The sequence below is a fragment of the Rhodococcus sp. T2V genome (genome assembly GCF_029269925.1).
GTDB lineage: Bacteria > Actinomycetota > Actinomycetes > Mycobacteriales > Mycobacteriaceae > Rhodococcus_F > Rhodococcus_F koreensis.
Window position 1 is genome coordinate 212077 of the sequence record NZ_JARJBD010000002.1, and the last position, 24732, is coordinate 236808.

The window sequence follows — 24732 nt, forward strand, 5'->3', positions numbered from 1 at the left end:
GCTCTACCGTGGGGGGACAGCGACAGGAGGCCGCCGGCATGAGCATGGAAGTCACGGCGTGGAACGCCATGTACAACGCGATGCACGCCCAGGAAGATCGACGCCCCTTCTCCCGGACGACGTTACGGCGGATCGCCCGTTTCGCCCGGCCGCACCGCCGCAACCTCGCGTGGTACCTGCTGCTCAGCGTCGTCACGGCCGCGCTGGCCGTCGCCACCCCGGTGCTGGCGGGCCGCGTCGTCAACGCCATCGTCGGCGGCGACGCGGTGTCCGTGATCGTGCGTCTCGCGGCGCTCATCGCGGTCATCGCCGTCCTCGAATCCGCCCTCGCGCTGTGGACGCGGTGGTTGTCGGCGAGCATCGGCGAGGACCTGATCCTCGACCTGCGCACCGCCGTGTTCGACCACGTGCAGCGGATGCCGATCGCCTTCTTCACCCGCACCCGCACCGGCGCGCTGGTCAGCCGCCTCAACAACGACGTGATCGGTGCGCAGCGCGCGTTCAGCGACACCCTGTCGGGTGTGGTGTCCAACCTGGTCACGCTGGGCATCACGCTGATCGTCATGATCGGGATCTCCTGGCAGATCACGCTGTGCGCACTGCTGCTGCTGCCGATCTTCGTCCTGCCCGCCCGCACGATGGGCGCGCGGCTCGCACAACTCAATCGTGAGGCGGCCAACCACAATTCGGTGATGAGCACCCAGATGACGGAGCGGTTCTCGGCGCCGGGCGCCACGCTCGTCAAGCTGTTCGGCCGTCCGTCGGAGGAGTCCGCCGAATTCGCGGTCCGCGCGCGGCGGGTGCGGAACATCGGCGTCCGCACGGCCATGCTGCAGTCGGTGTTCGTCACCGCGCTCACCCTCGTCTCGGCGCTCGCGCTGGCCCTCGTCTACGGACTGGGCGGGTTCTACGCACTGCGCGGACAACTCGACGCGGGAGCGGTGGTCGCGATGGCGATGCTGCTCACCCGCCTGTACTCGCCCCTCACCGCGCTGGCCAGCGCACGCATGGACGTGATGAGCGCGCTGGTGAGCTTCGAGCGCGTCTTCGAGGTCCTCGACCTGAAACCGCTGATCGCCGAGAAGCCCGACGCGGTCGCGGTGCCCGAGGGCCCGGTGTCGGTGGAGTTCGACTCCGTGGAGTTCGCGTATCCCTCGGCCGACAAGGTGTCGCTGGCGTCGCTCGAAGAGGTCGCGACCCTCGACACCCGAGGCGGCGTCGACGTGCTGCACCGACTGTCGTTCCGCGCCGAACCCGGACAGATGGTCGCCCTGGTGGGATCGTCCGGGGCCGGCAAGTCCACCATCGCCCAACTGGTTCCCCGGCTCTACGACGCGGACGCGGGCTCGGTGAAACTCGGCGGGGTCGACGTGCGGGACCTGACCGCCGACTCCCTCCGGGCCACCGTCGGAATGGTGACACAGGACGGGCACCTCTTCCACGACACCGTGCGGGCCAACCTCTTGCTCGCCCGCCCCGGCGCCACGCCGGCCGAACTCGCGGAGGTCCTGGAACGCGCCCGGCTCACCGACCTCGTCGCCGCCCTTCCCGACGGCCTCGACACGGTGGTCGGCGAACGCGGCTACCGACTGTCCGGCGGCGAACGCCAGCGGCTGACCATCGCTCGCCTGCTGCTCGCGCATCCGCGGGTGGTCATCCTCGACGAAGCGACGGCGCACCTGGACTCCACGTCCGAGGCCGCCGTCCAGGAGGCGCTGGGCGAGGCCCTCACCGGCCGCACCGCCGTGGTGATCGCCCACCGGTTGTCGACCGTCCGCGCGGCCGATCTGATCCTCGTGGTCGAGGCCGGGCGCATCGTCGAACGGGGCACACACTCCGAACTGCTCGCCGCGGGCGGCCGGTACGAAGAGCTGTACCGCACCCAGTTCGACACGGGCACGGTCTCGTCCCCGGCCCTCACCGAGGTGCTGCGGTGAGTCTGCGAATGGCGGAGAGGGGCAAGCCGATCCACTGCGGGCGGTTCCTCGCCTCGTAGACGGTCTCGTACACCGCCTTGTCGAGTTCGTAGGCCCGGAGCAACGCCGCCGCCTCTCGCGGATCGGTGCCCGACACCGAGGCGTAGCCCTCGCAGAAGGCGTCGGCGTTGCGCTGGGCCCATTCCCTCGCGCGGAAGTCCCGTTGCGACGCCGCTCCCATCGCCCCCATCGGCACCGAATCGGCCAGCAGGTGGTGGGCGGCGTAGTCGAAGGACCGCAACATTCCCGCGACGTCCCGCAACGGACTGTCCCGTTCCCGCCGCTCGTCGAGCGTCTTGGCGGGCTCGCCCTCGAAGTCGATGAGCAGCCACCGCTCCGGTGTCCGCAGCACCTGACCGAGGTGCAGGTCTCCGTGAATCCGCTGGACGGCGGTGGCGCCCAGCGCTTCCGCCTCGGCGAACTTGTCCCGCACCGCGGCGGCCACCTCCCCCAGTTCGGGAACGATTGCGGTGGCGGCGTCCAGCCTGCGCTTCATCGCCTCCACCGTCGTCGACGCCACTTGCCGCTCCTCCGCACCCAGCGCACGCGCCAGCGTCGAGTGCACCTCGGCGACGGCGGCGCCCATGCGATGGGACTCACCGGCGAAGTCCGTCCCCAACTCCGCGGCGTGGAGATCCGCCTCGATGAGGAGGTCGCGAACGCTGCCGAGCGCCATGCTCCACCCGTCCGCCGAATTGGCCTCGAAGTCCTGCACCATCGCGAGCGTGGTGAGAATCCCGGCGACATCGGTCTCCATCCACGCCCGCAAGGTCGCCACGTATTCACTGCCCGCGCCGGCGAGCGCCAGATGGAGTTCCACGTCGGGATTCACCCCGGGGGTGACCAGGCGGAAGATCTTCATCAGCAACTTCTCCCCCAGCACCACCGACGTGTTCGACTGCTCCGCGCCGAGGGTTCGCCCGCGCAGTCCCGGTTCGATCACCGTGCCCGGCACGGTCTTCAACTGCACCGGCCCGGAACCCTGTGCCTCTGCCAGCAGGTCCGCGTACAGGGTGATGACCTCGGCGTCGTGCAGTCCGTCGTACGCGATCATGCCGTTGCCGTCGCCGTCCGGCAACGCCCACGGTTCGAGGTCCTCGGGCAGATGACTGCGGAACCCCAGCGGCACCTGGTACACCTGCGCCGGGCCCGCCTCGAATTCCACCGACACCAGCAGGTGCTCGGCGGAGAACCCGAAGACCGACGTCAGCTCGTGGCGGAGCAGGATCCGCACCGCCGAGATGGTGTTGCCCTTCGCGGCAAACCACCTCCGGTCCGGCAACCACCGGACGAGTTGCCGTTCGAGGGTCTCGTCGGGAATGCGTCCACTGGTGGGTTCGTTCACTGCTGCACCGCCTGTTCCGCTTCGCTGCTGACCGGGTGTCCGCTCACCGCGCCATCGGTTGTGGGATCCGGTTGCAGCGCGAACCAGAAGAAGCCGTGACCGGGCAGCGTGATCATGTACCCGTCGTCCCCGATGGTGGGAAAGGGAACGGAGCCGGTGAGCTCCACGGGGATTCGGCCGGCGAACTGGGTGAGGTCCAGGATCACCGCCTGCGGGAACCGGGACAGGTTGTTGACGCACAGGATGACGTCGCTGTACGGGCGGTCCTCGCTCGGCGGGGTCTCCCGCACATACGACAACACGGCCGGGTTCGCGCTGCCGAGTTCTGTGAACGAGGCCGTTCCGAACGCCGGGTGCTGCTTGCGAACCTGGATCAGCCGGCGGGTCCAGTGCAGCAACGAGTTGGTCGAGTTCATCTGCGACTCGACGTTCACCGACTGATAGCCGTACGTGGGGTCCATGATGACCGGCAGATACATCCGCGCCGGGTCGGCGCGGGAGAATCCGGCGTTGCGGTCGGGCGTCCACTGCATCGGCGTCCGCACCGAGTCGCGGTCGCCGAGCCAGATATTGTCGCCCATGCCGATCTCGTCACCGTAGTAGAGGACGGGCGAACCCGGCAGGCTCAGCAGCAGCGCGGTGAACAGCTCGAGCTGGTTGCGGTCGTTCTCGAGCAGCGGCGCGAGGCGCCGCCGGATGCCGATGTTCGCCTTCATCCGCGGGTCCTGCGCGTACTCGGAATACATGTAGTCACGCTCCTCGTCCGACACCATTTCGAGCGTCAACTCGTCGTGGTTCCGGAGGAAGATTCCCCATTGGCACGAACTCGGAATCGGCGGGGTCTGCGCGAGGATCTCGGAGATCGGAAAACGGTTCTGCCGCCGCACCGCCATGAAGATGCGCGGCATCAGCGGGAAGTGGAACGCCATGTGGCACTCGTCGCCGACAGTGGGCTCCCCGAAGTACTCCACGACGTCCGACGGCCACTGGTTGGCTTCGGCGAGCAGCGCCCGCCCCGGGTACTCGGCGTCGATGACCGCTCTGCACTTCTTGAGGAACGCGTGGGTCTCGGGCAGGTTCTCGCAGTTGGTGCCCTCCCGCTCGAACAGGTAGGGCACCGCGTCCAGCCGAAATCCGTCGATTCCGAGGTCCAGCCAGAACCGCAGCACGTCGATCATCGCGTCCTGGACGTCGGGATTGTCGTAGTTCAGATCCGGCTGATGGGAGAAGAAGCGGTGCCAGTAGTACTGCTTGCGCACCGGATCCCACGTCCAGTTGGACGTCTCCGTGTCGACGAAGATGATCCGCGCGTCCGGATACTGTTCGTCGCGGTCGGACCAGACGTAGAAGTCGCCGTACGGGCCGTCGGGGTCGTTGCGCGACTCCTGGAACCAGGCGTGGGTGTCGGACGTGTGGTTCATGACCAGGTCCGTGATGACCCTGATCCCACGACGGTGCGCCTGATCGAAGAGTTGGACGAAGTCCTCGACCGTCCCGAATTCCGGCAGCACGGCGCGGAAGTCGCGGATGTCGTATCCGCCGTCGCGCAGCGGTGAGTCGTAGAACGGTGGCAGCCACAGACAGTCGACGCCGAGCCAGGACAGGTAGTCGAGTTTCGACGTCAGCCCTCGGAGATCGCCCGTTCCGTCCCCCGACGAGTCGAAGAACGCGCGCACCAGAACCTCGTAGAACACCGCGGTCTTGAACCACTCGTTGTCGACCTGCAGTTCTCTGGCGTGGAAGAAGTCCTCGGAACGGGCCTCGATGATGTGGCCTTCGAGGTCGTGTTCCGGTGGTGCGGCACCCTCACGGGACGGGCCGGCGAAGGCCGACGACGAATCTTCCAGGGGCATAAGCACCTCGGTTTGCGACTCGATCACAGGAACAGGGACGTTCCCCGGACACGTGCCTCGATCGTAGGTCGGTCCTGCCCGGACTGCTGGGAACGCGCCCAGCCCGACACGCGGCCCACCGAAGATGTCGACAACTCCGCGATCGAGGACAGTAGGTGTCCGCTATCCGCGCAACACTGAATGCATGAACGAGACACCCAGCACCCCGGCCCCCATTTCCGACGAGCGCGGACTCCTTCTCCTCATGCTGGACAACCAGCGCACCGCGTTCCGCAACGCGGTGTCCGGCCTGACGGAGGAGCAGGTCCGCAGCGTGCCCAGCGCCAGCGAGATGAGTCTGGCGTCCGTCCTCAAACATGTGATCGACGGCGAGGAGGCGATGACCGCCCGCATCACCGGGACCCCGCGCAGTGCCGGCGACGATCCGGTGGCTGCGTGGATGGCGGCATGGAACGTCGCCGAGGACGAGACCGTCGACGTCCTTCTCGCCCGCTTCGACGCCGCGCAGCGCGCCACCGAGGCCGCGGTCGCCGCCGAAACCGACCTGGACCGCGACATCGACCTGCCCGCCGACGTGGCGCAGTGGATGGCGTCGGGAGTCGTGTTCACAGTGCGTTACATGCTGCTGCACCAGATCGAGGAACTCGCCCGGCACGCCGGTCACGCCGACGTCATCCGGCAGTCTCTCGACGGCGCGCGGGCCGATACGCTGGCCGGCGGCGGCAGCTGGTCCTGACTGTTTCCTCGCTCTCGGGTAAGTTCTCCGCTCGGGCGGCGCTGCAGAGCTGCCCGAACGAGACCATGAGGAGTTCAGGTGGACGGTATGAGCGTGATGCGACGCACGATCGCGACGGCAACGGTCGGTATCGCGGCCTTCGGCCTCGCGGGCACGGCAGCGGCGGACCCGGCCACCCCCGACGTCCCCGGACTCGCCGAACTCCGCACCCAGGCCGACGAGCCCGAGGAGAAGGCCGCGGTCGAGGCGCTGGCCACGTCGACCGTGCTGCGTGACGTCGCGGGCGAGAACACACCGTTCTTCTACACCGCACCGACCGTGGGATGCGGCACCCTCGCACCGGTCACGCTGACGCTGGCGTCGGGCACCACCGGGCCCACCGCCGAGGTGAAAGCGCACGAGATCAGCTTCCAGGCCCTGTCCGCCTATCCCGGTGTCGTGAAGTCGTCGGGACTGAACGTCGCCTGGATCAACACCAGCACCGGAGGCAGCGGCATCCTGCCCCTCGACGGGCTCACGGAAGACGGCTACCCCGCGCTGAACAAGGTGGTGGCAACGGGCGCGGGCACCGTCGTGGCATCGATCTTCGGCACCGTCGACTACACCAGCGCGACCTGCTACGTGCTGCCGACCGTCGGTTCGTTCTTCGTTCCCGAGGAGGGCCCGCTGCCCGCCGAGGCTGCGCAGCCCGCTCCCCCGGCGTAACCGCCGGGGACCCCGGTCAGGGCCGCGCGAGGACTACTCGCGCGGCCTTTTCCTGTTGTCCCGGTCACGCTGGAATTTTCCGCCGGCCCGGTCGTCGCGGCCACCACGGCCCGGACGACCCGCCGGCGGCCCCGAGTCGGGCTGCAGCTGGATCAGCACACCGGAGATCCGGGTGCGGCGCAAAGCCTCGAGGGTCTCGCTGGACAGGTCGGCGGGCAATTCCACCAGGCTGTGGTCCGGGCGGATGCTGATGTGCCCGAAGTCGCTGCGCCGTAGCCCGCCCTCGTTCGCGATGGCACCGACGATCGCGCCCGGCACCACCCGGTGCCGCTTGCCGACCGCGATGCGGTACGTCGCGAGCTCCTGGCCTTCCGGTCCGCGCGAGCGGGTCGGAGGACCGTCGTCGAAACGGCGCGGCGGGCGGGGCTCACGGGGTTCACGTTCACGGCGGGGCGCGGGCGGCGGTTCGGGCGCCATGAGGAACGCCTCACCGTCACGCGACTGCACCGCGAGCGCGGCGGCGATATCGGCGAGCGGAACGTCATGCTCCTGCTCGTAGTCCTCGATCATCTTGCGGAACAACGCCAGGTTATCGGAGGTCAGGCTCTCGGTGATCGAGTCGCCGAACTTGGACACACGCTGCGCGTTGACGTCGTCGACGCTGGGCAGCTGCATCTCCGCGAGCGGCTGACGGGTCGCCCTCTCGATGGCCTTGAGCAGGTGCCGTTCGCGTGGCGCTACGAACAGCAACGCCTCGCCCGCTCGTCCGGCGCGGCCGGTGCGGCCGATCCGGTGGACGTACGACTCCGTGTCGTGCGGGATGTCGTAGTTGACGACGTGGGAGATGCGGTCGACGTCCAGGCCACGCGCAGCCACGTCGGTGGCGACGAGGATGTCGAGGGCGCCGCTCTTGAGCTGGCCGATGGTCCGCTCACGCTGCGCCTGCACGATGTCACCGTTGATGGCCGCGGCCGAGAAGCCGCGTGAACGCAGTCGTTCCGCCAGGTCTTCGGTGGCCTGCTTGGTGCGCACGAAGATGATCATGGCGCCGAAGTCCTCGACCTCGAGAACGCGCGTGAGCGCGTCGAGTTTGCGCTGGTGCGCCACCTGCACGTACCGCTGCGAGATGTTGGACGCCGTCGACGTCTTCGACTTCACCGTGATCTCGACCGGATCGTGCAGGTACTGCTTCGAGATCTTGCGGATGGCGCCCGGCATGGTGGCCGAGAACAGGGCGACCTGCTTGTATTCGGGGGTGTCGGAGAGGATGCGCTCGACGTCCTCCTGGAACCCCATCTTCAGCATCTCGTCGGCCTCGTCCAGGACGAGGTAGGAGAGCTTGGACAGGTCGAGGGTGCCCTTCTCCAGGTGGTCGATCACCCGGCCGGGCGTGCCCACGACGACGTGCGCGCCGCGCCGGAGCCCCGACAGCTGGACGCCGTAGCTCTGCCCGCCGTAGATCGGCAGCACGTGCAGGCCGGGGATGTGGGCGGAGTACTTGCCGAACGCCTCCGCGACCTGCAGGGCCAGTTCCCGCGTCGGCGCCAGGACCAACGCCTGCGGCGACTTCTGCGTCAGGTCGATCTTCGAGAGGATCGGCACCGCGAACGCAGCGGTCTTGCCGGTGCCGGTCTGCGCCAGGCCGACGACGTCGTTGCCTGCGAGGAGCGGCGGAATGGTGGCGGCCTGAATCGGCGAGGGCGACTCGTAGCCCACATCGGACAGTGCCTTCAAGACCCGATCGTCGATGTCGAGGTCGGCAAAAGTGGGGGGTTCGGGGTCACGCTCGATATCACTCATTGACCAGCAGTTTAGTGCACGAGTCCACACTGCAACGCCACGCCGCGGAAATCGGCGGCGACCGGGACGGGAGACACCCGCCGCGCGGTCGTCGCCTAGCGTGGACGGCATGGTCGATGTCGCTGTCATTCAGTTCGCTCCCGGTCAGGACAAGCAGGAGAACCTGCGCACCGTCCGCACGCTCGCCGCCGAGGCCGCGGGCCGCGGCGCGAAGGTGGTGGTGGCGCCGGAGTACGCGATGTTCACGGCGCCCAGAACGGACGAGCGGATCGTCGAATCGGCAGAGGCCCTGGACGGCGAGTTCGTCGGCGGGCTGGCCGCGACCGCAAAGGAACTCGACGTCCACCTGGTGGCGGGAGTCAACGAGGCGCTGCCCGGGGACGACCGCATCTCCAACACCCTCGTCGCGCTCGGGCCCGGCGGCGACATCGTCGCCACGTACCGAAAACTCCACCTGTACGACGCGTTCGGCTACAAGGAATCCGACGTCATCCGCGCCGGGGAGATCGGCGCCCCGGAGACGTTCGCCGTCGACGGCCTCACGTTCGGAATGCAGACCTGCTACGACCTCCGGTTTCCCGAGGTCACCCGGCGGATCGTCGACGCGGGCGCCGACGTGCTGCTGCTGCCGGCGCAGTGGGTGCCCGGACCGCTCAAGGAGGATCACTGGTCCACCCTGATCCGGGCGCGCGCGATCGAGAACACCGTGTACGTGGCGGCCGCCGATCAGAGCGCGCGCACCGGGGCCGGAAACAGCATGATCGTCGACCCGATGGGTGTGACCCTCGTGTCGCTCGGTGAGCGGGTGGGCACCGCGGTCGCGGCGGTCGATGCGGAGCGGATCACCGAGGTGCGGGAGAAGAATCCCGCCCTCGCCCTGCGCCGATTCACCGTCAGCGAGATCTGAGCGCCCCGATCGGGAGTAGCGTCGGAGGCGAGCCGTTCTCCACGATCACGGAGCGTTCGATGTTGTACACCAGTCGCGCCGACGCCGGTCGCCGACTGGCCGCCGCACTGGACCACCTGCGCGGAACCGACCTGGTGGTGCTCGGACTGCCGCGCGGCGGCGTCCCCGTCGCATTCGAGATCGCCGCGGCCCTGTCGGCACCCCTCGACGTCGTGCTCGTCCGCAAACTGGGCGTCCCGTGGCAGCCGGAACTCGCGATGGGCGCGATCGGCGAGGGCGAGTCCCGGGTGATCAACGACGACGTTCTCCGCATCGCCCGGGTCAGCAAGACGTCGCTCGCCATGGTGGAGGCGAAGGAGCGCCACGAACTCGAGCGGCGGGCACGGGTGCTGCGCGGCGGCAGGCCGCGGGCGTCGCTGAGGGGCCGCGTCGCGGTTCTCGTCGACGACGGCATGGCCACGGGCGCGACCGCAGCGGTGGCCTGCCAGTCGGTGAAGAAGCTGGGCGCGGCGCGGGTGATCGTCGCGGTCCCGGTGGCCGCTCCCGAGGCCGTCGGCCGGCTGCGCGTAACCGCCGACGAGGTGGTCTGCCCCTACACCCCAGCCGATCTCGGCGGCGTCGGCAACGCGTACGCCGATTTCCATCAACTCTCGGACACCGAGGTCACAGACCTTTTGATGCCTCGCTGACGGTCGTTCTCGAGGAATCTTCAGCTCCAGTGCAACGTTCCCGGAGGCCCTGTCGATACACCGGACAGAGCACAGAACAGACTGCCTTTGGAGGATCTCGTGACCGTCTCTGCCGATACCGTCGAAACCGTCGTCACCGCTTGCCGCGACCGATTGGGCGACCCGTCCGGCTGGGTCACCTCCGATGCCTACCGGCACAGCCTCGCGCTCTGCATCATCGAATCGGTGCAGTCGAGCGCCGGGCACAGCGAGGTCGCCGTCGTCGACCGCTACCTGGCGTACCGGCGGGCACACCCCGATCAGCCCCTCACCGACGGCGCCCGCGACCTGCTCCGCACGTTCGAGGAGGCGGGCAGCTCGGATCAGTGGGCGGGCAAGGTCGGCTCGTACAAGCGGCGGTACACCGCCACGGGCGTGCCGATCGAGGCACGCCACATCCAGCTGGCAGCGGAGCGCCTACACCAGCTGCGCATCAACAGCATCGACGACCTCCTCGAGGCCGCCCGCGACGAAGCCGCTCTGGAGCAGATACACGATGCGTGGATCGAGGTGTGCGGGGAGAGCAGCGACGTCACGTGGGCGCACTTCCTGATGCTCGCCGGCATCCCCGGGGTGCGGCCGAACCGGGTGGCGGACGTCTTCATCAGCGGCGCGCTCGGCATCTCGGAAGCCACCGACGACGGCCTGGCCGAGGAGATTCTCGAGGCGACCGCGACGGAACTCGGCGTCGATCCGGACCAGTTGAACTACGCGATCCGGCGCTGGCTGTCCGCCAACTCGCGCCGCCTCGAAGAGGCCGCCTGAGTTATCCGGTTACGCCGAGTTACACTAATCTCCGCTGGTCAGAACAGAAATACACATAACGGACATCGGTCCTGGTGCGAAACTAGGACAAATGTGATCGAATGCACATCCGTCATGTCGTTTCAGTGGAGGGGTCATAGTGCGTGAATTCTCGGTACCGCAGTCGTTCTCAATTCCGGAGGACGCCTCCATGGCGGACACGGTCTTCCGTCATGCCGAGGAAGACCCGAAGTTCGTTCCGTTCAAGCGCCCGGGCAACGGTGGATGGGTAGACGTCACCGCAGCCGAGTTCGCGCAGCAGGTCTCTGCCGTCGCGAAGGGCCTCATCGCTTCGGGCATCGAACTCGGTGACCGCGTCGCGATCCTCTCCGCGACCCGGTACGAGTGGGTCGTCATCGACTACGCGATCTGGACGGCGGGCGGATGCACCGTCGCCATCTACGAAACGTCCGCACCCGATCAGGCCAAGTGGATCCTCGAGGACTCCGGCACGTCGCTGCTGGTCGTCGAGAACGCGAAGCAGGCCGACGCGCTGAAGGTCGTCACCGACGGCGCCCCCGACCTGCGCGAGGTCCTGCAGATCGAGGGCGCGGGCGCGATCGAGGAACTGTCGAAGCGCGGCGAGGGCGTCACCGACGAGCAACTGCACGAGCGTCGCCACCAGGTGCGCGCGTCGTCCCCCGCGACCCTCATCTACACGTCGGGCACCACGGGCCGCCCCAAGGGCGTGCAGTTGACGCACTCCAACTTCTACGCGGAGTCCGCGGCCGTGAAGCTGGCGCTCAGCGACGCGATGTACGCGGGCAGGCGCACCCTGATGTTCCTGCCCCTCGCGCACGTCTTCGCCCGCGCCATCTCGTTCGGGGCGTTCGACGCCAAGGTCACGGTCGCGCACACCGCCGACCTCACGACGCTGCTCGACCAGTTCGCCGCGTTCAAGCCGCACTTCATCCTGTCCGTGCCGCGCGTGTTCGAAAAGGTCTACAACTCCGCCAAGCAGAAGGCGTACGACGGCGGCAAGGGCAGCATCTTCGAGAAGGCGTCCGCCACGGCGATCGCGTACAGCGAGGCGCAGGACACCGGCGGAGCCGGGCTGGGCCTCAAGCTCAAGCACGCCCTGTTCGACAAGCTCGTCTACTCGAAGCTGCGCACCGCGCTCGGCGGCGAGTGCGACCGCGCCGTCTCCGGCGGCGCCGCGCTCGGTGCACGCCTCGGTCACTTCTTCCGCGGCATCGGCGTCCCGGTGTACGAGGGCTACGGTCTCACCGAGACCAGCGCCGCCATCTCGGTGAACACCACCCGCGCACAGAAGGTCGGCACCGTCGGCAAGCCGATCGACGGCCACGCCGCCAAGATCGGCGAGGACAGCGAACTGCTCCTGAAGGGTCCCGTCGTGTTCGGCGGGTACTGGCACAACGATCAGGCCACCGCGGATTCGATCCGGGACGGCTGGTTCCACACCGGCGACCTCGGCTCGATCGACGAAGAGGGCTACATCTCGATCACCGGCCGCAAGAAGGAAATCATCGTCACCGCGGGCGGCAAGAACGTCGCGCCCGCGGTCCTCGAGGACGCCCTCCGCGCGCACCCGCTGATCAGCCAGTGCCTCGTGGTCGGCGACGGCAAGCCGTTCATCGGCGCGCTCATCACCCTCGACTCCGAGACCCTCCCAGGCTGGAAGGAACGCCACGGGCTGGCCGCCGACACCCCGGTATCCGAACTGGTGAAGAACCCCGACCTGGTCGCCGAGATCGACGAGGCCGTCGCCGAGGGCAACAAGAAGGTGTCCAACCCGGAGCGGATCAAGAAGTACCGCATCCTCGAGGTCGACTTCACGCAGGAGACCGGTGAGCTCACGCCCACGCTGAAGCTCAAGCGCAACGTCATCCACAAGGAGCACGGCGCGGCCATCGAGGCCATCTACGCGTAAGCGGCTCCGCCGCCCGTGAGTGGTTACGGAGTCCCTGCACTCCTCAACCGCTCACGGGCGCGCAGCGCCCAGCACGAAATCGCGGACCACCGCGGTGACGGCGGCGTGGACCTTCTCGTGCAGCAGGTCGTGTCCGGCGTCGTCGAACTCCCGTAGTTCGAGGCCCGCGATGCCCGCCGCCCAGTCCCGGACGGGATCGATCGGGGCCATGCGGTCGTCCACGCCGTGCACCGCGAGCAACGGGATTTCCAGCGAACCCAGCGCGTCCGCCGTCTGCTGCACGGCGGCGGTCTTCGGGGTCCCGCAGAGAATCGCGCGCCGGAATCCGGAGTCGCCACGCAGGAGGAGTTCCATCGAGACGGCGGCCCCGAGGGAGTGCCCCATCAGCACGCGCGGGACGTCTGGCGCGTGCTGCTCCGCGAGGCGGGTGAGGAGCGCGGCGTCCTCCGCCAGCTCCGCGACGGTGCCGGGGTGGTCGCCCTCGGACAGGCCGTGACCTGCCTGGTCGATTCCCCACACCCCGATTCCCGCCGGCGTCAGCCCGCGCGCGAACCGGTGGTAGTGCCCCGTGTGCTGCCCCATCCCGTGCAGAAACACCAGCTGGACGACGGGTCCTCCCACCGCGCTCCAGTGCCGGTAGTGGACTCGTCCGGAGTGGCCGTCGAAGAAGGGCATGGCTGCCATTCTGGACGTGTCGCACCCCGATGGCACAATCGGCCGGGTGAACTCACCGGCAGAACTGGGGACGTAGCTGTGTTCCTCCTCGACGACACGATCGTCTACAGCGCCAGCGACCTCGCCGCGGCCGCCACCTGCGAGTTCGCGTTGCTGCGCCGATTGGATGCCACGCTCGGGCTCGGCGGCGCCGGCACCACCTCCACGTCCGTCGACGACGATCCGATGCTGCGACGGACGTCGAGCCTGGGCGACGCCCACGAACATCGCCGGCTCGAGCAGTTCCGCGCCGAGTACGGCGACGGGGTGGTCACGATGGACCGGCCCGAGTACACCACCGTGGGCCTGTTCGACGCGAACCTGGCCACCGTGAAGGCGATCCGCGGCGGCGCCGACGTCGTGTACCAGGGCACGTTCTTCGACGGCCGCTTCCTGGGTTTCTGCGACTTCCTCGTCCGCGACGGCGACACGTACGCCGTCTACGACACCAAGCTGTCGCGGCACGCGAAGGTGCCGGCTCTCCTCCAGCTCGCCGCCTACGCGGAAGCACTCGCCGGCAACGGAATTCCGACGTCCCCGGACGTCCACCTGCTGCTCGGCGACGACAGCGACTCCGCGCACCCCCTCGGCGACATCGTCCCGGTGTATTCCGCGCGACGCTCCTCGCTCGAACGAATTCTCGACGAGCACCGCGACGAGCAGTCGGTCGCGGAGTGGGGCGACCCCCGGTACACGGCGTGCGGCCGCTGCGACACGTGCACCCCGGAGGTCGAGCAGCACCGCGACCTCCTGCTGGTGGCCGGACTGCGCTCGACGCAGCGGAGCAGGCTGATCGCGGCCGGGATCGGCACTCTCGACGCGCTCGCCGCGCATGCGGGCAGCGTCGAGGGGCTGCCCGAGCGCACCCTCGAATCGTTGCGCGCCCAGGCTGCCCTGCAGTTGCGACAGGAGTCCTCGGGCACCCCCGAGTTCCAGCTGTACGCCCCGCAGGCCCTGGGTGGGCTGCCGGAACCGGACGACGGCGACATCTTCTTCGACTTCGAGGGAGACCCGCTGTGGGCCGAGAACGGTTCCACCGACTGGGGTCTCGAATACCTCTTCGGTGTGGTCGAGGGTCCCGCCGGCGCCGCCGTGTTCCGGCCGTTCTGGGCGCACGACCGCGTGGAGGAGCGGCAGGCGCTCGTCGACTTCCTCGACTACGTGACGGCGCGTCGTCAGCGGTACCCGAACATGCACATCTACCACTACGCCGCGTACGAGAAGTCGGCGCTGCTGCGGCTGGCGGGGCGGCACGGCGTCGGCGAGGAGACCGTCGACACCCTGCTGCGCGACAACGTCCTCGTCGACCTGTACCCGGTGGTGCGCGGGTGCCTGCGGATCGGCGAACGGTCCTACAGCATCAAGAAACTCGAACCGCTGTACATGCCGGAGCAGCCGCGCGACGGCGACGTCACCAATGCCGCCGCGTCGGTGGTCGCGTACGCCGACTACTGCGAACACCGGGACAACGGCCGTGACGAGGAGGCCCGTGCACTGCTGCAGGGCATCGCCGACTACAACCAGTACGACTGCGATTCCACGTTGCGGCTACGCGACTGGCTGATCGGGCAGGCGCGGACGCACGGCGTGGCCCTCCGGCCGCCGGGCGACGGGCCCACCCCGGTGACCGAGGAATGCACGCCCGCAGAGGCAGCGTTGCGCGAATTCGCCGGGCACGGTCCGAGCGAGCACCGGGAACACGACCAGCAGGCCGCCGCACTCATGGCGGCGGCGGTCGGCTATCACCGGCGTGAGCGGAAACCGTTCTGGTGGGCGCACTTCGATCGGCTGGTCGTGCCGCACGACGAACTGTCGGACATCCGGGACGTCTTGGTGGTGTCGTCCGCGGTCGTCGAGGAGAACTGGCACAAGAGCAGCCCCCGGCAGCGCAAGCTGCGCCGGCGTCTCGAGCTCACAGGCCGGTTCGGCACCGGGAGCACGGTGGGTCCCAAGACCACGATGTACGCGCTGTACGACACTCCCGCACCGGAGGCGGTCGCCGGCGACAACCCGCAGCAGCGGGGTACGTGCACTGTCAACGTGCTCGAGGTCGGGAAGGACGGCCGCCGCCGCGACGTGGTGATCGTCGAGGAACTCCTGAACGGCGAGGAGTACGGGCAACTTCCGACGGCGATCACCCCCGGGCCACCGATCACGACCGACCGCATCGAATCGGCGGTCGCGGTGGCCGCGGACGGCATGTGCTCACCGCTGCCGGAGCTTCCGCTGTGCGCGTCCGTGGACATCCTGCGGCGGTCCGATCCGCGCACCCGGAGCGGGAATCCGCTCCCGCCCGTCGACGGCACGGACTACGCGGGCGCGATCACCGCGGCCCTGCTCGACCTCGAGGACTCGTACGTCGCGGTGCAGGGTCCGCCCGGCACCGGCAAGACGTACACCGGTGCCCGGGTGATCAAGGCACTCGTCGAACAGCACCACTGGCGGATCGGTGTGGTCGCGCAATCGCATTCGGTGATCGAGAACATGCTCGGCGGCGTCGTGAAGGCCGGGCTCCCCGCCGAACTCGTCGCGAAGAAGGACGGGCGGCATCGCGCCGCGACGTGGACCGACATCAGTTCCCACGACTACCCCGGCTTCATCGACCAGGCGGAGGGGACGGGCTGCGTGATCGGCGGAACCGCCTGGGACTTCGCCAACACCGACCGCGTTCCGCCCGGCAGCCTCGACCTGCTGGTCATCGACGAGGCCGGGCAGTTCGCTCTCGCCAACACCATCGCGGTGGGCGGTGCGGCTCGCAATCTTCTGCTGCTCGGCGATCCCCAGCAGCTTCCCCAGGTCAGCCAGGGCACCCATCCGGAACCGGTGGATGCGTCGGCTCTCGGGTGGCTCGCCGAGGGGCACGGGGCGCTGCCCGCGAGCCGGGGCTACTTCCTCGAACGCACGTGGCGGATGCACCCGCAGCTGTGTGCTCCCGTCTCGACGTTGTCGTACGACGGCAAGCTGCGTTCGCAGGAATCGGCCAGTGCCGCACGGCGGCTCGACGGCATGGACGCCGGGGTGCACACCGTCTTCGTCGACCACCAGGGCAACGCCACCCAATCCCCCGAGGAATCGCGGGAAGTGGTCAATCGGATCACGAAGCTGCTCGGATCCGGCTGGACCGACCCGAGCGAATTCGAGGGCACCCGCCCACTCGACGAGTCCGACATCCTGGTGGTGGCGCCGTACAACGCGCAGGTCGGGTTGATCGAACGCGATCTGGCCGCCGTCGGCCTCGACAGGGTCGAGGTGGGCACGGTCGACAAGTTCCAGGGGAGGGAGGCGGCCGTCGCCATCGTGTCGATGACCGCGTCCGCGATCGAAGACGTGCCGCGCGGCATGTCGTTCCTGCTGTCGCGGAACCGGATGAACGTGGCCGTCTCACGCGGCAAGTGGGCGGCGATCATCGTCCGGTCGGAATCGCTGACCCAGTACATGCCGAGCACCCCGGAAGGACTGACCGAACTGGGTGCCTTCATGCGGCTCACCGATCAGCCGAAGCACTGACCCTCGCCGCGGTAGGTGGGCACGGCGGTGCGGGATCCGTCCGACTCGACGAGGTGCACCTCGTCGAACCGCTCGCACAGCTCGCCTGCCTTCGCGTGCCGGAACCACACCCGGTCGCCGATACCGAGATCGGCTGCCGCTCTTCCGGTCACGGGGGTCTGCACCTCGCCGGCACCCTCGTTGCGCAGTAGCTTCAGGCCCGTCGGCCACATCGGTGCGGGCACGCGGCTGCGCCCGGCGGGTCCGGAGGCGATGTAGCCGCCGCCGAACAGCGTCGCGATGCCGGGTGCCGGCCGCCGGACCGCCGAGAGGGCGAAGTACAGAGACGGGCGCGGGCGGAACGAGTGGTACCGGTCGAAGAGCGTGGGCACGTACAGACCGGAACCGGCGGTCACCTCCGTCACGACCGGGTCGGCGGAGCTCACCTCGAGCGAGCCGGTGCCGCCGCTGTTGACGATCTCGAGCGCCCCGACCTCCGACTGCACGGCGTTCACCACCGCGCCGCGACGGGTCGCGAGTTCCCTGGCGGACGCCCGCTTCATCCAGCCGATCGGCGGACTGGAGTCGGGCAGTCCCGCGATCTGCGCTTCGTAGAACATGACCCCGACAACGGCGAACCCGCGCGCGGCGGCGCGTTTCGCGAACGCGGCGACGGCGGACGGTTCGCGGAGCGGGGAGCGGCGGACCCCGATGTGGACGGGCCCGAGCCGCAGCGACGCGTCCACGTCGATGCACAGCCGGGCCCGGGGGGACGTGGTGCCTGCAGCGGCGGTAATGAAGTCGAGGTGGTCGTCGCCGTCGACCATGAGGGTGATCCGGTCCAGCAGTTCGGGTTCGGCCGCCAGTGCGGCGAGGGCCCCGCGGTCGGCGGTCGGGTAGCCCATGAGGATGTCCTGCGCGCCGTGCCGGGCGAGCCAGATCGCCTCGCGAAGGGAGAACGCCATGATCCCGCGGAAGCCCCCGGCCGCGGTGAGATTCTCACCGAGCGCGACCTGCAGTACCGCGCGGCAGCGGACGGATTTGCTGGCGACCCGGACCGGGGTGCCGTCGGCGCGCCGGACCAGGTCGGCGGCGTTGGCGCGCAGCGTGGGCAGGTCGAGCGCGGCCAGCGGCGGGTCGATCTCGGTGGTCGAGGCGATGAGACGGTCGAGCGTGGGCGTCACAGTTCGTCCAATCGTGGGGCATCGATCTGCGACGCCAGTCAACCATCGAGTTGGACGATTGTCCAGATCGAGGGCCGGATCAGGTCTGCTCGACCGCCTTGGCCGTGATCACCTGCACCATCTCGTCCAGCGCCGCGATCATCGCCTCGCTGTCCCGGTCGACGAGCCACCGCAGCACGAGCCCGTCCAGCATGGCCAGCCCGAACCGCGCGATCGACTCGACCGGAGTGCCCCACCCGACGCCGGCGATCCGGGCGCACTCGGCGAGGAACTCGATCGCCTCCTCGTCCATCGTCCGGTACTGCTGACCGGCGATATCGCCTGCCCGCTCGCTCCCGGACGCCCGGTGCCGCAACGCCTGCGCGGTGATCTCGTACGTCAGCAACTGACGGTCCGGGGTGGCCTCGATGATCGGCCACATCCCGCTGATCCCGATGTGGAGCAGTTCTCGCAGACCGTCGATCCCGCGCAGGTCCGGCGCGTGCCGCACCTGACCGAACGCCAGCCGCATCGACGCGCTGAGCTGCAGAACCAGGCTCTCGCCCATCGCGGCGAGGAGTTCCTCCTTGCTCTCGAAGCAGTAGTGCACCACACCGAGAGAGACACCCGCCTCCTCCGCCACGGCACGCACCGTGACCGACGCGACGCCGCGCTGCTCCGCGATGGCCAGCGCCGACTCGACGAGTTGGGCACGACGTTCATCCGCAGGAAGCCTGTTCAGCATCCTCTGATCGTAGAACCTGAGGGGGCCTCCCCCGCGACCAACACGGACGCCCGACCAACCCGGCATTTGCCTGGACGAGCGTCCAGGTTCATGATGGGCGAATGGCACAGGACACATGGCGCAACTGGGCGGGCACCGAGACGGCGAACCCGCTGCGCTTCGCGACCCCACGCTCGGTGGCGGACCTCTGCGCACTCGTCGGCGGTGCCGCGCGGCAGGGACAGCGGGTCAAGGCCGTGGGGTCGGGCCACTCCTTCACCGGGGTCGCGGTCACCGACGGCATCCTCGTCAGCCTCGACGCCCTCACCGGCATCGAATTCGTCACCCTCGACGAACCGGCGGGCGCCCTTGTCACCGTCCTCGCCGGGACGCGACTGCACGATCTGAGCGAGCAACTCTGGCACCGCGGTCTGGCCATGATCAACCTGGGCGACATCGACGTGCAGTCGGTCGCGGGTGCGCTGTCCACCGGAACACACGGCACCGGAGCGCGTTTCGGAGGTCTCGCGACCCAGGTCCGCGCGCTGCAGGTGGTGCTGGCGGACGGCTCGGTGGCCGACTGCTCCCCCACCGAGAATCCCGAACTGTTCGAGGCGGCACGCCTGGGCCTCGGCGCGGTCGGCATCATCTCGAAGGTCACGATCCAATGCGTGCCGAACTTCGTGATGCACGCCGTCGAGAAGCCGGAGTCGCTCGATGCCACCCTCGACCGTCTCGACCACGACCGCGCCACGGTCGACCATTTCGAGTTCTACTGGTTCCCGCACACGCGCCGCGTCCTGACGAAGCGCAACACCCGGTTGCCCGGCGACACCCCGACGTCTCCTCTCCACCCGGTCCGCGCCTACGTCGACGACGAACTGCTCTCCAACGTCCTGTTCGAGGGCATCAACAGGGTGGCGAGCCTTGCGCCGTCGACGATTCCGAAGATCAACCGGCTCTCCTCCCGCATGCTGAGCGCGCGCGAGTTCACGGACCGCAGCTACCGGGTCTTCGCGTCGGAGCGCCGGGTGAAGTTCCGGGAGATGGAGTACGCGGTACCCACCGAGGCACTGCCCGACACTCTCGCGGCGATCGACGCGTGGGTGGAGAAGTCCGATTTCACGGTCGCGTTCCCCGTCGAGGTGCGCTTCGCCGCGGGCGACGACGTGTGGCTGTCGACGGCGAACGGGCGGGACACGGCGTACATCGCGGTGCACCAGTATCACCGCCGCGACCACGAACCGTACTTCTCCGCCGTCGAGGCCATCGCCCGGGAGGTGGACGGGCGGCCGCACTGGGGCAAGATGCACGGCCGCACCGCCGAAGACCTACGGCCTGCGTACCCGAACTTCGACGAGTTCCTCGCCGTGCGCGACAAGTACGATCCCGAGCGAATGTTCGACAACGCGCACCTCCGGACCGTCCTCGGTCGCTAACCTGGGATAGGTGGCCCCCAGTCGATCTTTCGACCGTCGCAACTTCCTTCGCGTCGCGGGAGCCTCCGGGGCGGCGGCGTTCGGTGCCGCGATGCTCGGTGCCTGCGGGGAACGCCTGCACGATCCGGAGGTTCCGCCGCTGCCCGACGGCCTGTCCGTTCCGAGCGGCGGAGCGGTGTCCGAGTTCACGCCCGTCGACAAGGCGACCTGGCGCGTGCAGGGAGATCCGCTGGTCGTCCCGACCGGCGACGGGCCCCTCGCCGGTATGCGACTGGCCGTGACGGACCTGTATGCCGTTGCGGGACAGCAGATCGGCGCGGGCAGCGGGCGAAGACTCGCCGAGGCGCCCGTCGAAACCGGTACCGCCGCGGTGGTGGCACGCCTCCTCGGGCAGGGCGCCCGCGTCGTCGGTCTGACGCAGACCGACGACCTCGGTTACGGGCATTCCGGCGTCAACCAGCAGTTCGGGACGCCGCCCAACCCCCGCGCCGAGGACCGTCTGCCCGGCGGCGCGACGTCGGGCGCCGCGAGTGCGGTCGCGCAGGGCGCCGCCGACATCGGACTCGGCGTCGACACCACCGGTTCCGTCCGCATCCCGGCGTCGTATCAGGGCCTGTACGGTTTCGCGCCGTCCCGGGGCGCCGTCTCCACCGACGGACTGTTCCCGCTGTCCCCCACGTTCGACACCCCGGCGTGGGTGTGCAGCGACGTCGACACCCTCGTCGCGGTGTCCGGCGCCGTTCTCCCCCTCACCGCCGAGACCCCGTTCCGCGGCGCGCTCACCTCGGACGGCATCAACGCCGTCGCCGAGGCCGCGGCGCTCGGCGCGGTGCGGCGCGCCCTCACCGCGTGGGAGAAGAGTTCCCTTCCGCGGCTGACGTGGACCGACACGGACATCGGCCGGCTGCCCGACTGGTACGACGCCGTCGTCGACGTGCAGGGCTACGAGGCGTGGCGGCTGCACGGCGAGTGGGTGAGCCAGGCGATGTCGTCGCTCGGCGACGAACCCGGCCGCAATTTCGCCGACGCCAGCCGCATCTGGGAGACGACGTACGGGCGGAAGCTGACCATGCTCGCCGAGGCGTCGCAGACGATCACCGCGTATGTGGGTGACCGCCTGCTCCTGCTGCCCGCCACGTCGTCCGTCGCCCCCGAGCGGGCGAGCGACCCCAGCGGCGGACGGTTCCGGAACACGATGCGCGCCACCGGCATGCTCACGTGCCTGGCGTCCATTTCGGGACTGCCCAACGCGACCGTGCCGTTGCGCACCGACGACGGGGTTCCCGTGGGCCTGTGCCTGGTCGGGCCGTACGGCCGCGACCGCGACGTCCTGGCCGTCGTCGCGAGTCTCGGCGACACGGGGCTGACGGACTGACGACCGGGCCGTCAGCCGCGGAGCAGTTGTGCCTTGCGTGCGTCGCTCGCGAACGACGCCGTGATCGAGTTGCGGGCCAGGGTGTCCCGCTCGGCGTCGGTGAGGCCTAGCTGGTCCCGCAGTTGCGCGAAGTTGTCGTCCACGTACCCGCCGAAGTAGGCGGGGTCGTCGGAATTGACGGTGACGAGCAGACCGGCCTCGAGCATCGTCCGCAGTGGGTGCTCGGACAGCGAGTCGACGACGCACAGCCGCACGTTCGACAGCGGGCACACGGTCAGCGGCACTTCCTCGTCCACCAGGCGCGCCACGAGAGCCGGGTCCTCGAGCGCCCGCACCCCGTGGTCGATTCGCTCGGCGCCGAGGAGATCGAGCGCCTGCCAGATGTACTCCGGCGGCCCCTCCTCGCCCGCGTGGGCAACCACGTGCAGCCCCTCCGACCGGGCGCGCGCGAAGACGTCCTCGAACAGCGACGGCGGGTTGCCCACCTCGGCCGAGTCCAGTCCGAGCCCGACGATCGGCGTCTGCAACCGGATGATCTCGGAGAACACTTCCTCCGCCTCGTGCACGGGACGGTCGCGCAGGATCGCGGCGATGGCGGCACTGCTGAGACCGAACTCCCGCTCGCTGGTGCTCACCGCGTCCATGATCCCGTCGAGCACGTCGTGCAGCGGGACACCACGATTGACGTGGGCCTGCGGGTTGAAGAAGAACTCCACGTGCGCGACGCCGCCCGCGGACGCCCGCGCGAAGTAGGCGCGGGTGAGGTCCGCGAAGTCCTGGGCCGTCCGCAGCACCTGCATGTTGGCGAAGTACAGGTCGAGGAACGACTGCAAATCGGTGAACTGGTACCGCGAGCGGAGATCGTCGAGGTCCGCGTACGGCAGCTGCACGGAATTCCGTTCGGCCAGCGCGAAGATCAGCTCGGGTTCGAGGGAACCCTCGATGTGCATGTGCAGCTCGGCGACGGGAGAGCTCACGGGTGGATACCTGCCTTTCGCACCACCTAGGCAGCGGTGTCGCGGTCGACGATACGGACGAAGCCGTCGCCGTCGATATTCGCGGTATCGCCGGTGTGAAACCAGCCACCGGTGAACGTCTTCGCCGTGACCTCGGGCCGATTCCAGTAGCCGCGACTGACTCCCGGACCGCGACACAGCAATTCGCCGACACCGCGGCCGGCGTCGGGCCCGAGGAGCGCCACCTCCATCCCGCCGAACGCGACGCCGACGCTGCCCGCGTGTGTCAGAGCGCACTCGTCGGGCAACGCCAGCCCGGCCCCGCAGGTCTCGGTCCTGCCCCACCCGAGGAAATGCCTGGCCTCGGGAAATGTGTGCCGGAGGAGTTGCGACTGGTCGAGGGACAGACCCGAGCCGCTGTAGTCGATCCAGCGCACCGCGCGCCGGCCGAAACTCGTCACCCGCGAACTCTCCACGGCGCGCAGGAGAACGGCGGGCGCCGCGGTGAGCACGTCGGCCCCGGTGCCGCGCCACGACGCCGCATCGGTACTCCCCGTCAGCAGGACCGTCCCGCCCACCACCAGCGTCGAGAGCAGTTCGACGAGCGATCCGACGGTGTGCAGTTCGGGTTCGACGAGGAGATTCCGCAGTCCGTCGGTGCTGAACCCGCGCGCGTGGAGCACGGATTCGATGGTCGAGAGCACGTTCTCGTTGCTCAGCTCCACGCCCTTCGGGGACTCCGACGGGCCCGGCGTGTACGACAGCAGCACCAGCTCGTCCGGGCTCGCACCGTCGTCGATGAACGAGATACCTTCCGGCAGTTCGCCGTCGAGGGTCAGCACCGACTGGCTGTCGGCGAGCACCTGACCGGTCCGCGCGTCGTCCAGCGCCGGGCTCACCCCGACCGGCACGCCGCCGGCGAGCAGTACCCCGAGGAACGCCTCCACCCAGCGGACCCCCATGGGCTGCCGGACCGCGACGCGGTCGCCGATCTCGACGCCCTTCGACTTCAGCCCGCCCGCCACCCGGGCCGCGGACGTCCACAGTTGCGAGAACGTGAGCGACCGGCCGCCGTCCTCCTCGACGGCGACCCGGCCCGCGTAGCGGTGCACGGAGATGTCGAGCAATTCGGTGAGCGACGGGTTGAGACCGCCGTACCGGAGCAGGCCGTCACGACCGCGGACCACGCGATCGTCGCGGAAGAACGGACCCCTACTCGGGTACTCGACGAGGGACGACGACATCTGCACCTCCGCTGCGCGACCGGGACGTTTGCCACGACTATATGACGCCCGTCACAGTTGCGGGGAGCGGATCGCCGACGCCTACCGCCCGCGGTACGTCGCCTTGCCCGGTCCCACGTCGAGGAAGCTGCGTACCGCACCCCGGAGGTCTTCCGTCTCGAACAGCGCACCCGACACGTCGGGCGTGATCGAGTCGGCGTGCGCGACTCCACCCGACCGCCACGCGGAGATGATCTGCTTCGTGGCGTCGTGTGCGCGCGTCGGCCCGTCCGCCAGGCGTGCGGCAAGCGCGCGGGCCTGCGCGTCGACGTCCTCGTGGACGGCGTTGACCACACCCCAGGCGTGCAGCGTCGCGGCGTCGTACAGATCGCCGGTCATCACCAGTTCCCGGGCGCGGCCGGAGCCTGCCCGCTCGGCCAGCCGCTGCGGACCGCCCATCGACGGGGTCAGCCCCACGACCGTCTCGACGAGTCCGAACTTCGCCTTCGGCGCGGCCAGGATGATGTCGCAGGCGAGCGCGATCTCGAAGGCGGCGGTCAGCGTCAGCCCGTGCGCCGCGTACACGACGGGGCACGGCAACGCCTCCAGCGGATGGCAGATCTCGGCGAACAACTCCTGCCACAGGTCCGCGCCCTGCTCCGCGGTGAGCCCGTCGAACACGTGGACGTCCACCCCCGCGGAGACCATCTTGCCCTCGGCGCGCAGCAGCACCGCCCGGGGCGGATCCTCGGCGAGCGCCGCGACGTCGGCCTGCACGGCGTCGAACATCGCCTGATCGAAGAGGTTCAGCGGGCCGTGGGCGAACGTCAGGATCGCGATCTCGGCGCCGGCGTCGGTGCGGACACGCTCGAGTCGGGTGGGATGCGCGGCGGCAGGCTCAGTCATG

19 protein-coding genes are annotated in these 24732 nt (G+C 69.2%); 10 read left to right on the forward strand and 9 right to left on the reverse strand.

Annotated features, from left to right (window positions below; all coding sequences use genetic code 11):
- The first annotated feature begins 38 nt into the window (after nucleotides 1–38).
- Nucleotides 39–1937, forward strand: coding sequence for an ABC transporter ATP-binding protein (locus tag P3H15_RS03120; protein WP_276135895.1), 1899 nt, complete (start codon nucleotides 39–41; stop codon nucleotides 1935–1937).
- Here the strand turns inward: P3H15_RS03120 and P3H15_RS03125 are convergent.
- Together P3H15_RS03125 and treS are read right to left on the reverse strand one after the other, a co-directional pair.
- Nucleotides 1918–3321: a phosphotransferase gene (locus P3H15_RS03125; protein WP_276135896.1), complete on the reverse strand. Its 1404-nt coding sequence runs from the start codon at nucleotides 3319–3321 to the stop codon at nucleotides 1918–1920. The two genes, P3H15_RS03120 and P3H15_RS03125, sit on opposite strands and share 20 nt — an antisense overlap.
- Nucleotides 3318–5174, reverse strand: coding sequence for a maltose alpha-D-glucosyltransferase (gene treS / locus P3H15_RS03130; RefSeq protein WP_276135897.1), 1857 nt, complete (start codon nucleotides 5172–5174; stop codon nucleotides 3318–3320). The genes P3H15_RS03125 and treS overlap by 4 nt, the downstream gene beginning before the upstream one ends.
- Before the next feature lie 184 nt (nucleotides 5175–5358).
- Here treS and P3H15_RS03135 point away from each other — a divergent pair, with 184 nt between their 5' ends.
- Both P3H15_RS03135 and P3H15_RS03140 read left to right on the forward strand, forming a co-directional pair.
- Entirely contained in the window at nucleotides 5359–5910 is a 552-nt protein-coding gene (locus tag P3H15_RS03135; protein WP_276135898.1) for a DinB family protein, read from the forward strand.
- 87 nt (nucleotides 5911–5997) lie between these two features.
- Nucleotides 5998–6615, forward strand: a complete 618-nt coding sequence (locus P3H15_RS03140) for a hypothetical protein (protein WP_276135899.1) — start codon at nucleotides 5998–6000, stop codon at nucleotides 6613–6615.
- Nucleotides 6616–6648: 33 nt separating this feature from the next.
- On the opposite strand, the gene P3H15_RS03145 is transcribed toward P3H15_RS03140, so the two are convergent.
- Nucleotides 6649–8415 carry a DEAD/DEAH box helicase gene (locus P3H15_RS03145; protein WP_276135900.1) on the reverse strand — a complete coding sequence of 589 codons (1767 nt, stop codon included), beginning with the start codon at nucleotides 8413–8415 and terminating at the stop codon, nucleotides 6649–6651.
- Between the two features lie 109 nt (nucleotides 8416–8524).
- Between P3H15_RS03145 and P3H15_RS03150 the strand changes: the two genes are divergently transcribed.
- The 4 genes from P3H15_RS03150 to P3H15_RS03165 all read left to right on the forward strand — a co-directional run bounded on the left by P3H15_RS03150 (nucleotide 8525) and on the right by P3H15_RS03165 (nucleotide 12745).
- Nucleotides 8525–9322 carry a carbon-nitrogen hydrolase family protein gene (locus P3H15_RS03150; protein WP_276135901.1) on the forward strand — a complete coding sequence of 266 codons (798 nt, stop codon included), beginning with the start codon at nucleotides 8525–8527 and terminating at the stop codon, nucleotides 9320–9322.
- Nucleotides 9323–9381: 59 nt separating this feature from the next.
- A complete protein-coding gene (locus P3H15_RS03155) occupies nucleotides 9382–10011 on the forward strand; it encodes a phosphoribosyltransferase (protein WP_276135902.1) in 630 nt (209 codons plus the stop codon).
- A gap of 99 nt (nucleotides 10012–10110) precedes the next feature.
- Entirely contained in the window at nucleotides 10111–10815 is a 705-nt protein-coding gene (locus P3H15_RS03160; RefSeq protein WP_015889827.1) for a hypothetical protein, read from the forward strand.
- Between the two features lie 139 nt (nucleotides 10816–10954).
- Nucleotides 10955–12745, forward strand: coding sequence for a long-chain fatty acid--CoA ligase (locus P3H15_RS03165; protein WP_276135903.1), 1791 nt, complete (start codon nucleotides 10955–10957; stop codon nucleotides 12743–12745).
- A 51-nt stretch (nucleotides 12746–12796) separates the two neighbouring features.
- Here P3H15_RS03165 and P3H15_RS03170 read toward each other — a convergent pair whose 3' ends face one another.
- Nucleotides 12797–13420: an alpha/beta hydrolase gene (locus P3H15_RS03170; protein ID WP_276135965.1), complete on the reverse strand. Its 624-nt coding sequence runs from the start codon at nucleotides 13418–13420 to the stop codon at nucleotides 12797–12799.
- Between the two features lie 78 nt (nucleotides 13421–13498).
- Here P3H15_RS03170 and P3H15_RS03175 point away from each other — a divergent pair, with 78 nt between their 5' ends.
- Nucleotides 13499–16966 (forward strand): bifunctional RecB family nuclease/DEAD/DEAH box helicase, encoded by a 3468-nt coding sequence (locus P3H15_RS03175; RefSeq protein WP_276135904.1) that lies wholly within the window; start codon nucleotides 13499–13501, stop codon nucleotides 16964–16966.
- Here P3H15_RS03175 and P3H15_RS03180 read toward each other — a convergent pair.
- Both P3H15_RS03180 and P3H15_RS03185 read right to left on the reverse strand, forming a co-directional pair.
- Nucleotides 16951–18129: an amino acid deaminase/aldolase gene (locus P3H15_RS03180; protein ID WP_276135905.1), complete on the reverse strand. Its 1179-nt coding sequence runs from the start codon at nucleotides 18127–18129 to the stop codon at nucleotides 16951–16953. The two genes, P3H15_RS03175 and P3H15_RS03180, sit on opposite strands and share 16 nt — an antisense overlap.
- A gap of 79 nt (nucleotides 18130–18208) precedes the next feature.
- Complete coding sequence (locus tag P3H15_RS03185) at nucleotides 18209–18853, reverse strand: TetR/AcrR family transcriptional regulator (RefSeq protein ID WP_276135906.1); 645 nt, start codon at nucleotides 18851–18853, stop codon at nucleotides 18209–18211.
- A gap of 101 nt (nucleotides 18854–18954) precedes the next feature.
- Here P3H15_RS03185 and P3H15_RS03190 point away from each other — a divergent pair, with 101 nt between their 5' ends.
- Complete coding sequence (locus P3H15_RS03190; RefSeq protein WP_276135907.1) at nucleotides 18955–20271, forward strand: D-arabinono-1,4-lactone oxidase; 1317 nt, start codon at nucleotides 18955–18957, stop codon at nucleotides 20269–20271.
- A 10-nt stretch (nucleotides 20272–20281) separates the two neighbouring features.
- Nucleotides 20282–21646, forward strand: a complete 1365-nt coding sequence (locus tag P3H15_RS03195) for an amidase family protein (protein ID WP_276135908.1) — start codon at nucleotides 20282–20284, stop codon at nucleotides 21644–21646.
- Nucleotides 21647–21657: 11 nt separating this feature from the next.
- Here the strand turns inward: P3H15_RS03195 and P3H15_RS03200 are convergent, their stop codons facing one another.
- From P3H15_RS03200 to P3H15_RS03210, 3 genes are all read right to left on the reverse strand, one after another.
- On the reverse strand, nucleotides 21658–22623 hold the full coding sequence (locus P3H15_RS03200; RefSeq protein ID WP_276135909.1) for an adenosine deaminase: 966 nt from the start codon (nucleotides 22621–22623) through the stop codon (nucleotides 21658–21660).
- A 26-nt stretch (nucleotides 22624–22649) separates the two neighbouring features.
- Nucleotides 22650–23846, reverse strand: coding sequence for a class I adenylate-forming enzyme family protein (locus tag P3H15_RS03205; RefSeq protein ID WP_276135910.1), 1197 nt, complete (start codon nucleotides 23844–23846; stop codon nucleotides 22650–22652).
- Nucleotides 23847–23927: 81 nt separating this feature from the next.
- On the reverse strand, nucleotides 23928–24731 hold the full coding sequence (locus P3H15_RS03210) for an enoyl-CoA hydratase/isomerase family protein (protein ID WP_276135911.1): 804 nt from the start codon (nucleotides 24729–24731) through the stop codon (nucleotides 23928–23930).
- Between the last annotated feature and the right edge of the window lies 1 nt (nucleotide 24732).

Excerpts from the sequence above, each read along its gene's own strand:
- P3H15_RS03140 (WP_276135899.1), top strand. The coding sequence starts at position 5,998 with ATGAGCGTGATGCGACGCACGATCGCGACGGCAACGGTCGGTATCGCG.
- P3H15_RS03155 (WP_276135902.1), top strand. The coding sequence starts at position 9,382 with ATGTTGTACACCAGTCGCGCCGACGCCGGTCGCCGACTGGCCGCCGCA.
- treS (WP_276135897.1), bottom strand. The coding sequence starts at position 5,174 with ATGCCCCTGGAAGATTCGTCGTCGGCCTTCGCCGGCCCGTCCCGTGAG.
- P3H15_RS03120 (WP_276135895.1), top strand. The coding sequence starts at position 39 with ATGAGCATGGAAGTCACGGCGTGGAACGCCATGTACAACGCGATGCAC.
- P3H15_RS03170 (WP_276135965.1), bottom strand. The coding sequence starts at position 13,420 with ATGCCCTTCTTCGACGGCCACTCCGGACGAGTCCACTACCGGCACTGG.
- P3H15_RS03145 (WP_276135900.1), bottom strand. The coding sequence starts at position 8,415 with ATGAGTGATATCGAGCGTGACCCCGAACCCCCCACTTTTGCCGACCTC.
- P3H15_RS03135 (WP_276135898.1), top strand. The coding sequence starts at position 5,359 with ATGAACGAGACACCCAGCACCCCGGCCCCCATTTCCGACGAGCGCGGA.
- P3H15_RS03185 (WP_276135906.1), bottom strand. The coding sequence starts at position 18,853 with ATGCTGAACAGGCTTCCTGCGGATGAACGTCGTGCCCAACTCGTCGAG.
- P3H15_RS03150 (WP_276135901.1), top strand. The coding sequence starts at position 8,525 with ATGGTCGATGTCGCTGTCATTCAGTTCGCTCCCGGTCAGGACAAGCAG.
- P3H15_RS03190 (WP_276135907.1), top strand. The coding sequence starts at position 18,955 with ATGGCACAGGACACATGGCGCAACTGGGCGGGCACCGAGACGGCGAAC.
- P3H15_RS03205 (WP_276135910.1), bottom strand. The coding sequence starts at position 23,846 with ATGTCGTCGTCCCTCGTCGAGTACCCGAGTAGGGGTCCGTTCTTCCGC.
- P3H15_RS03210 (WP_276135911.1), bottom strand. The coding sequence starts at position 24,731 with ATGACTGAGCCTGCCGCCGCGCATCCCACCCGACTCGAGCGTGTCCGC.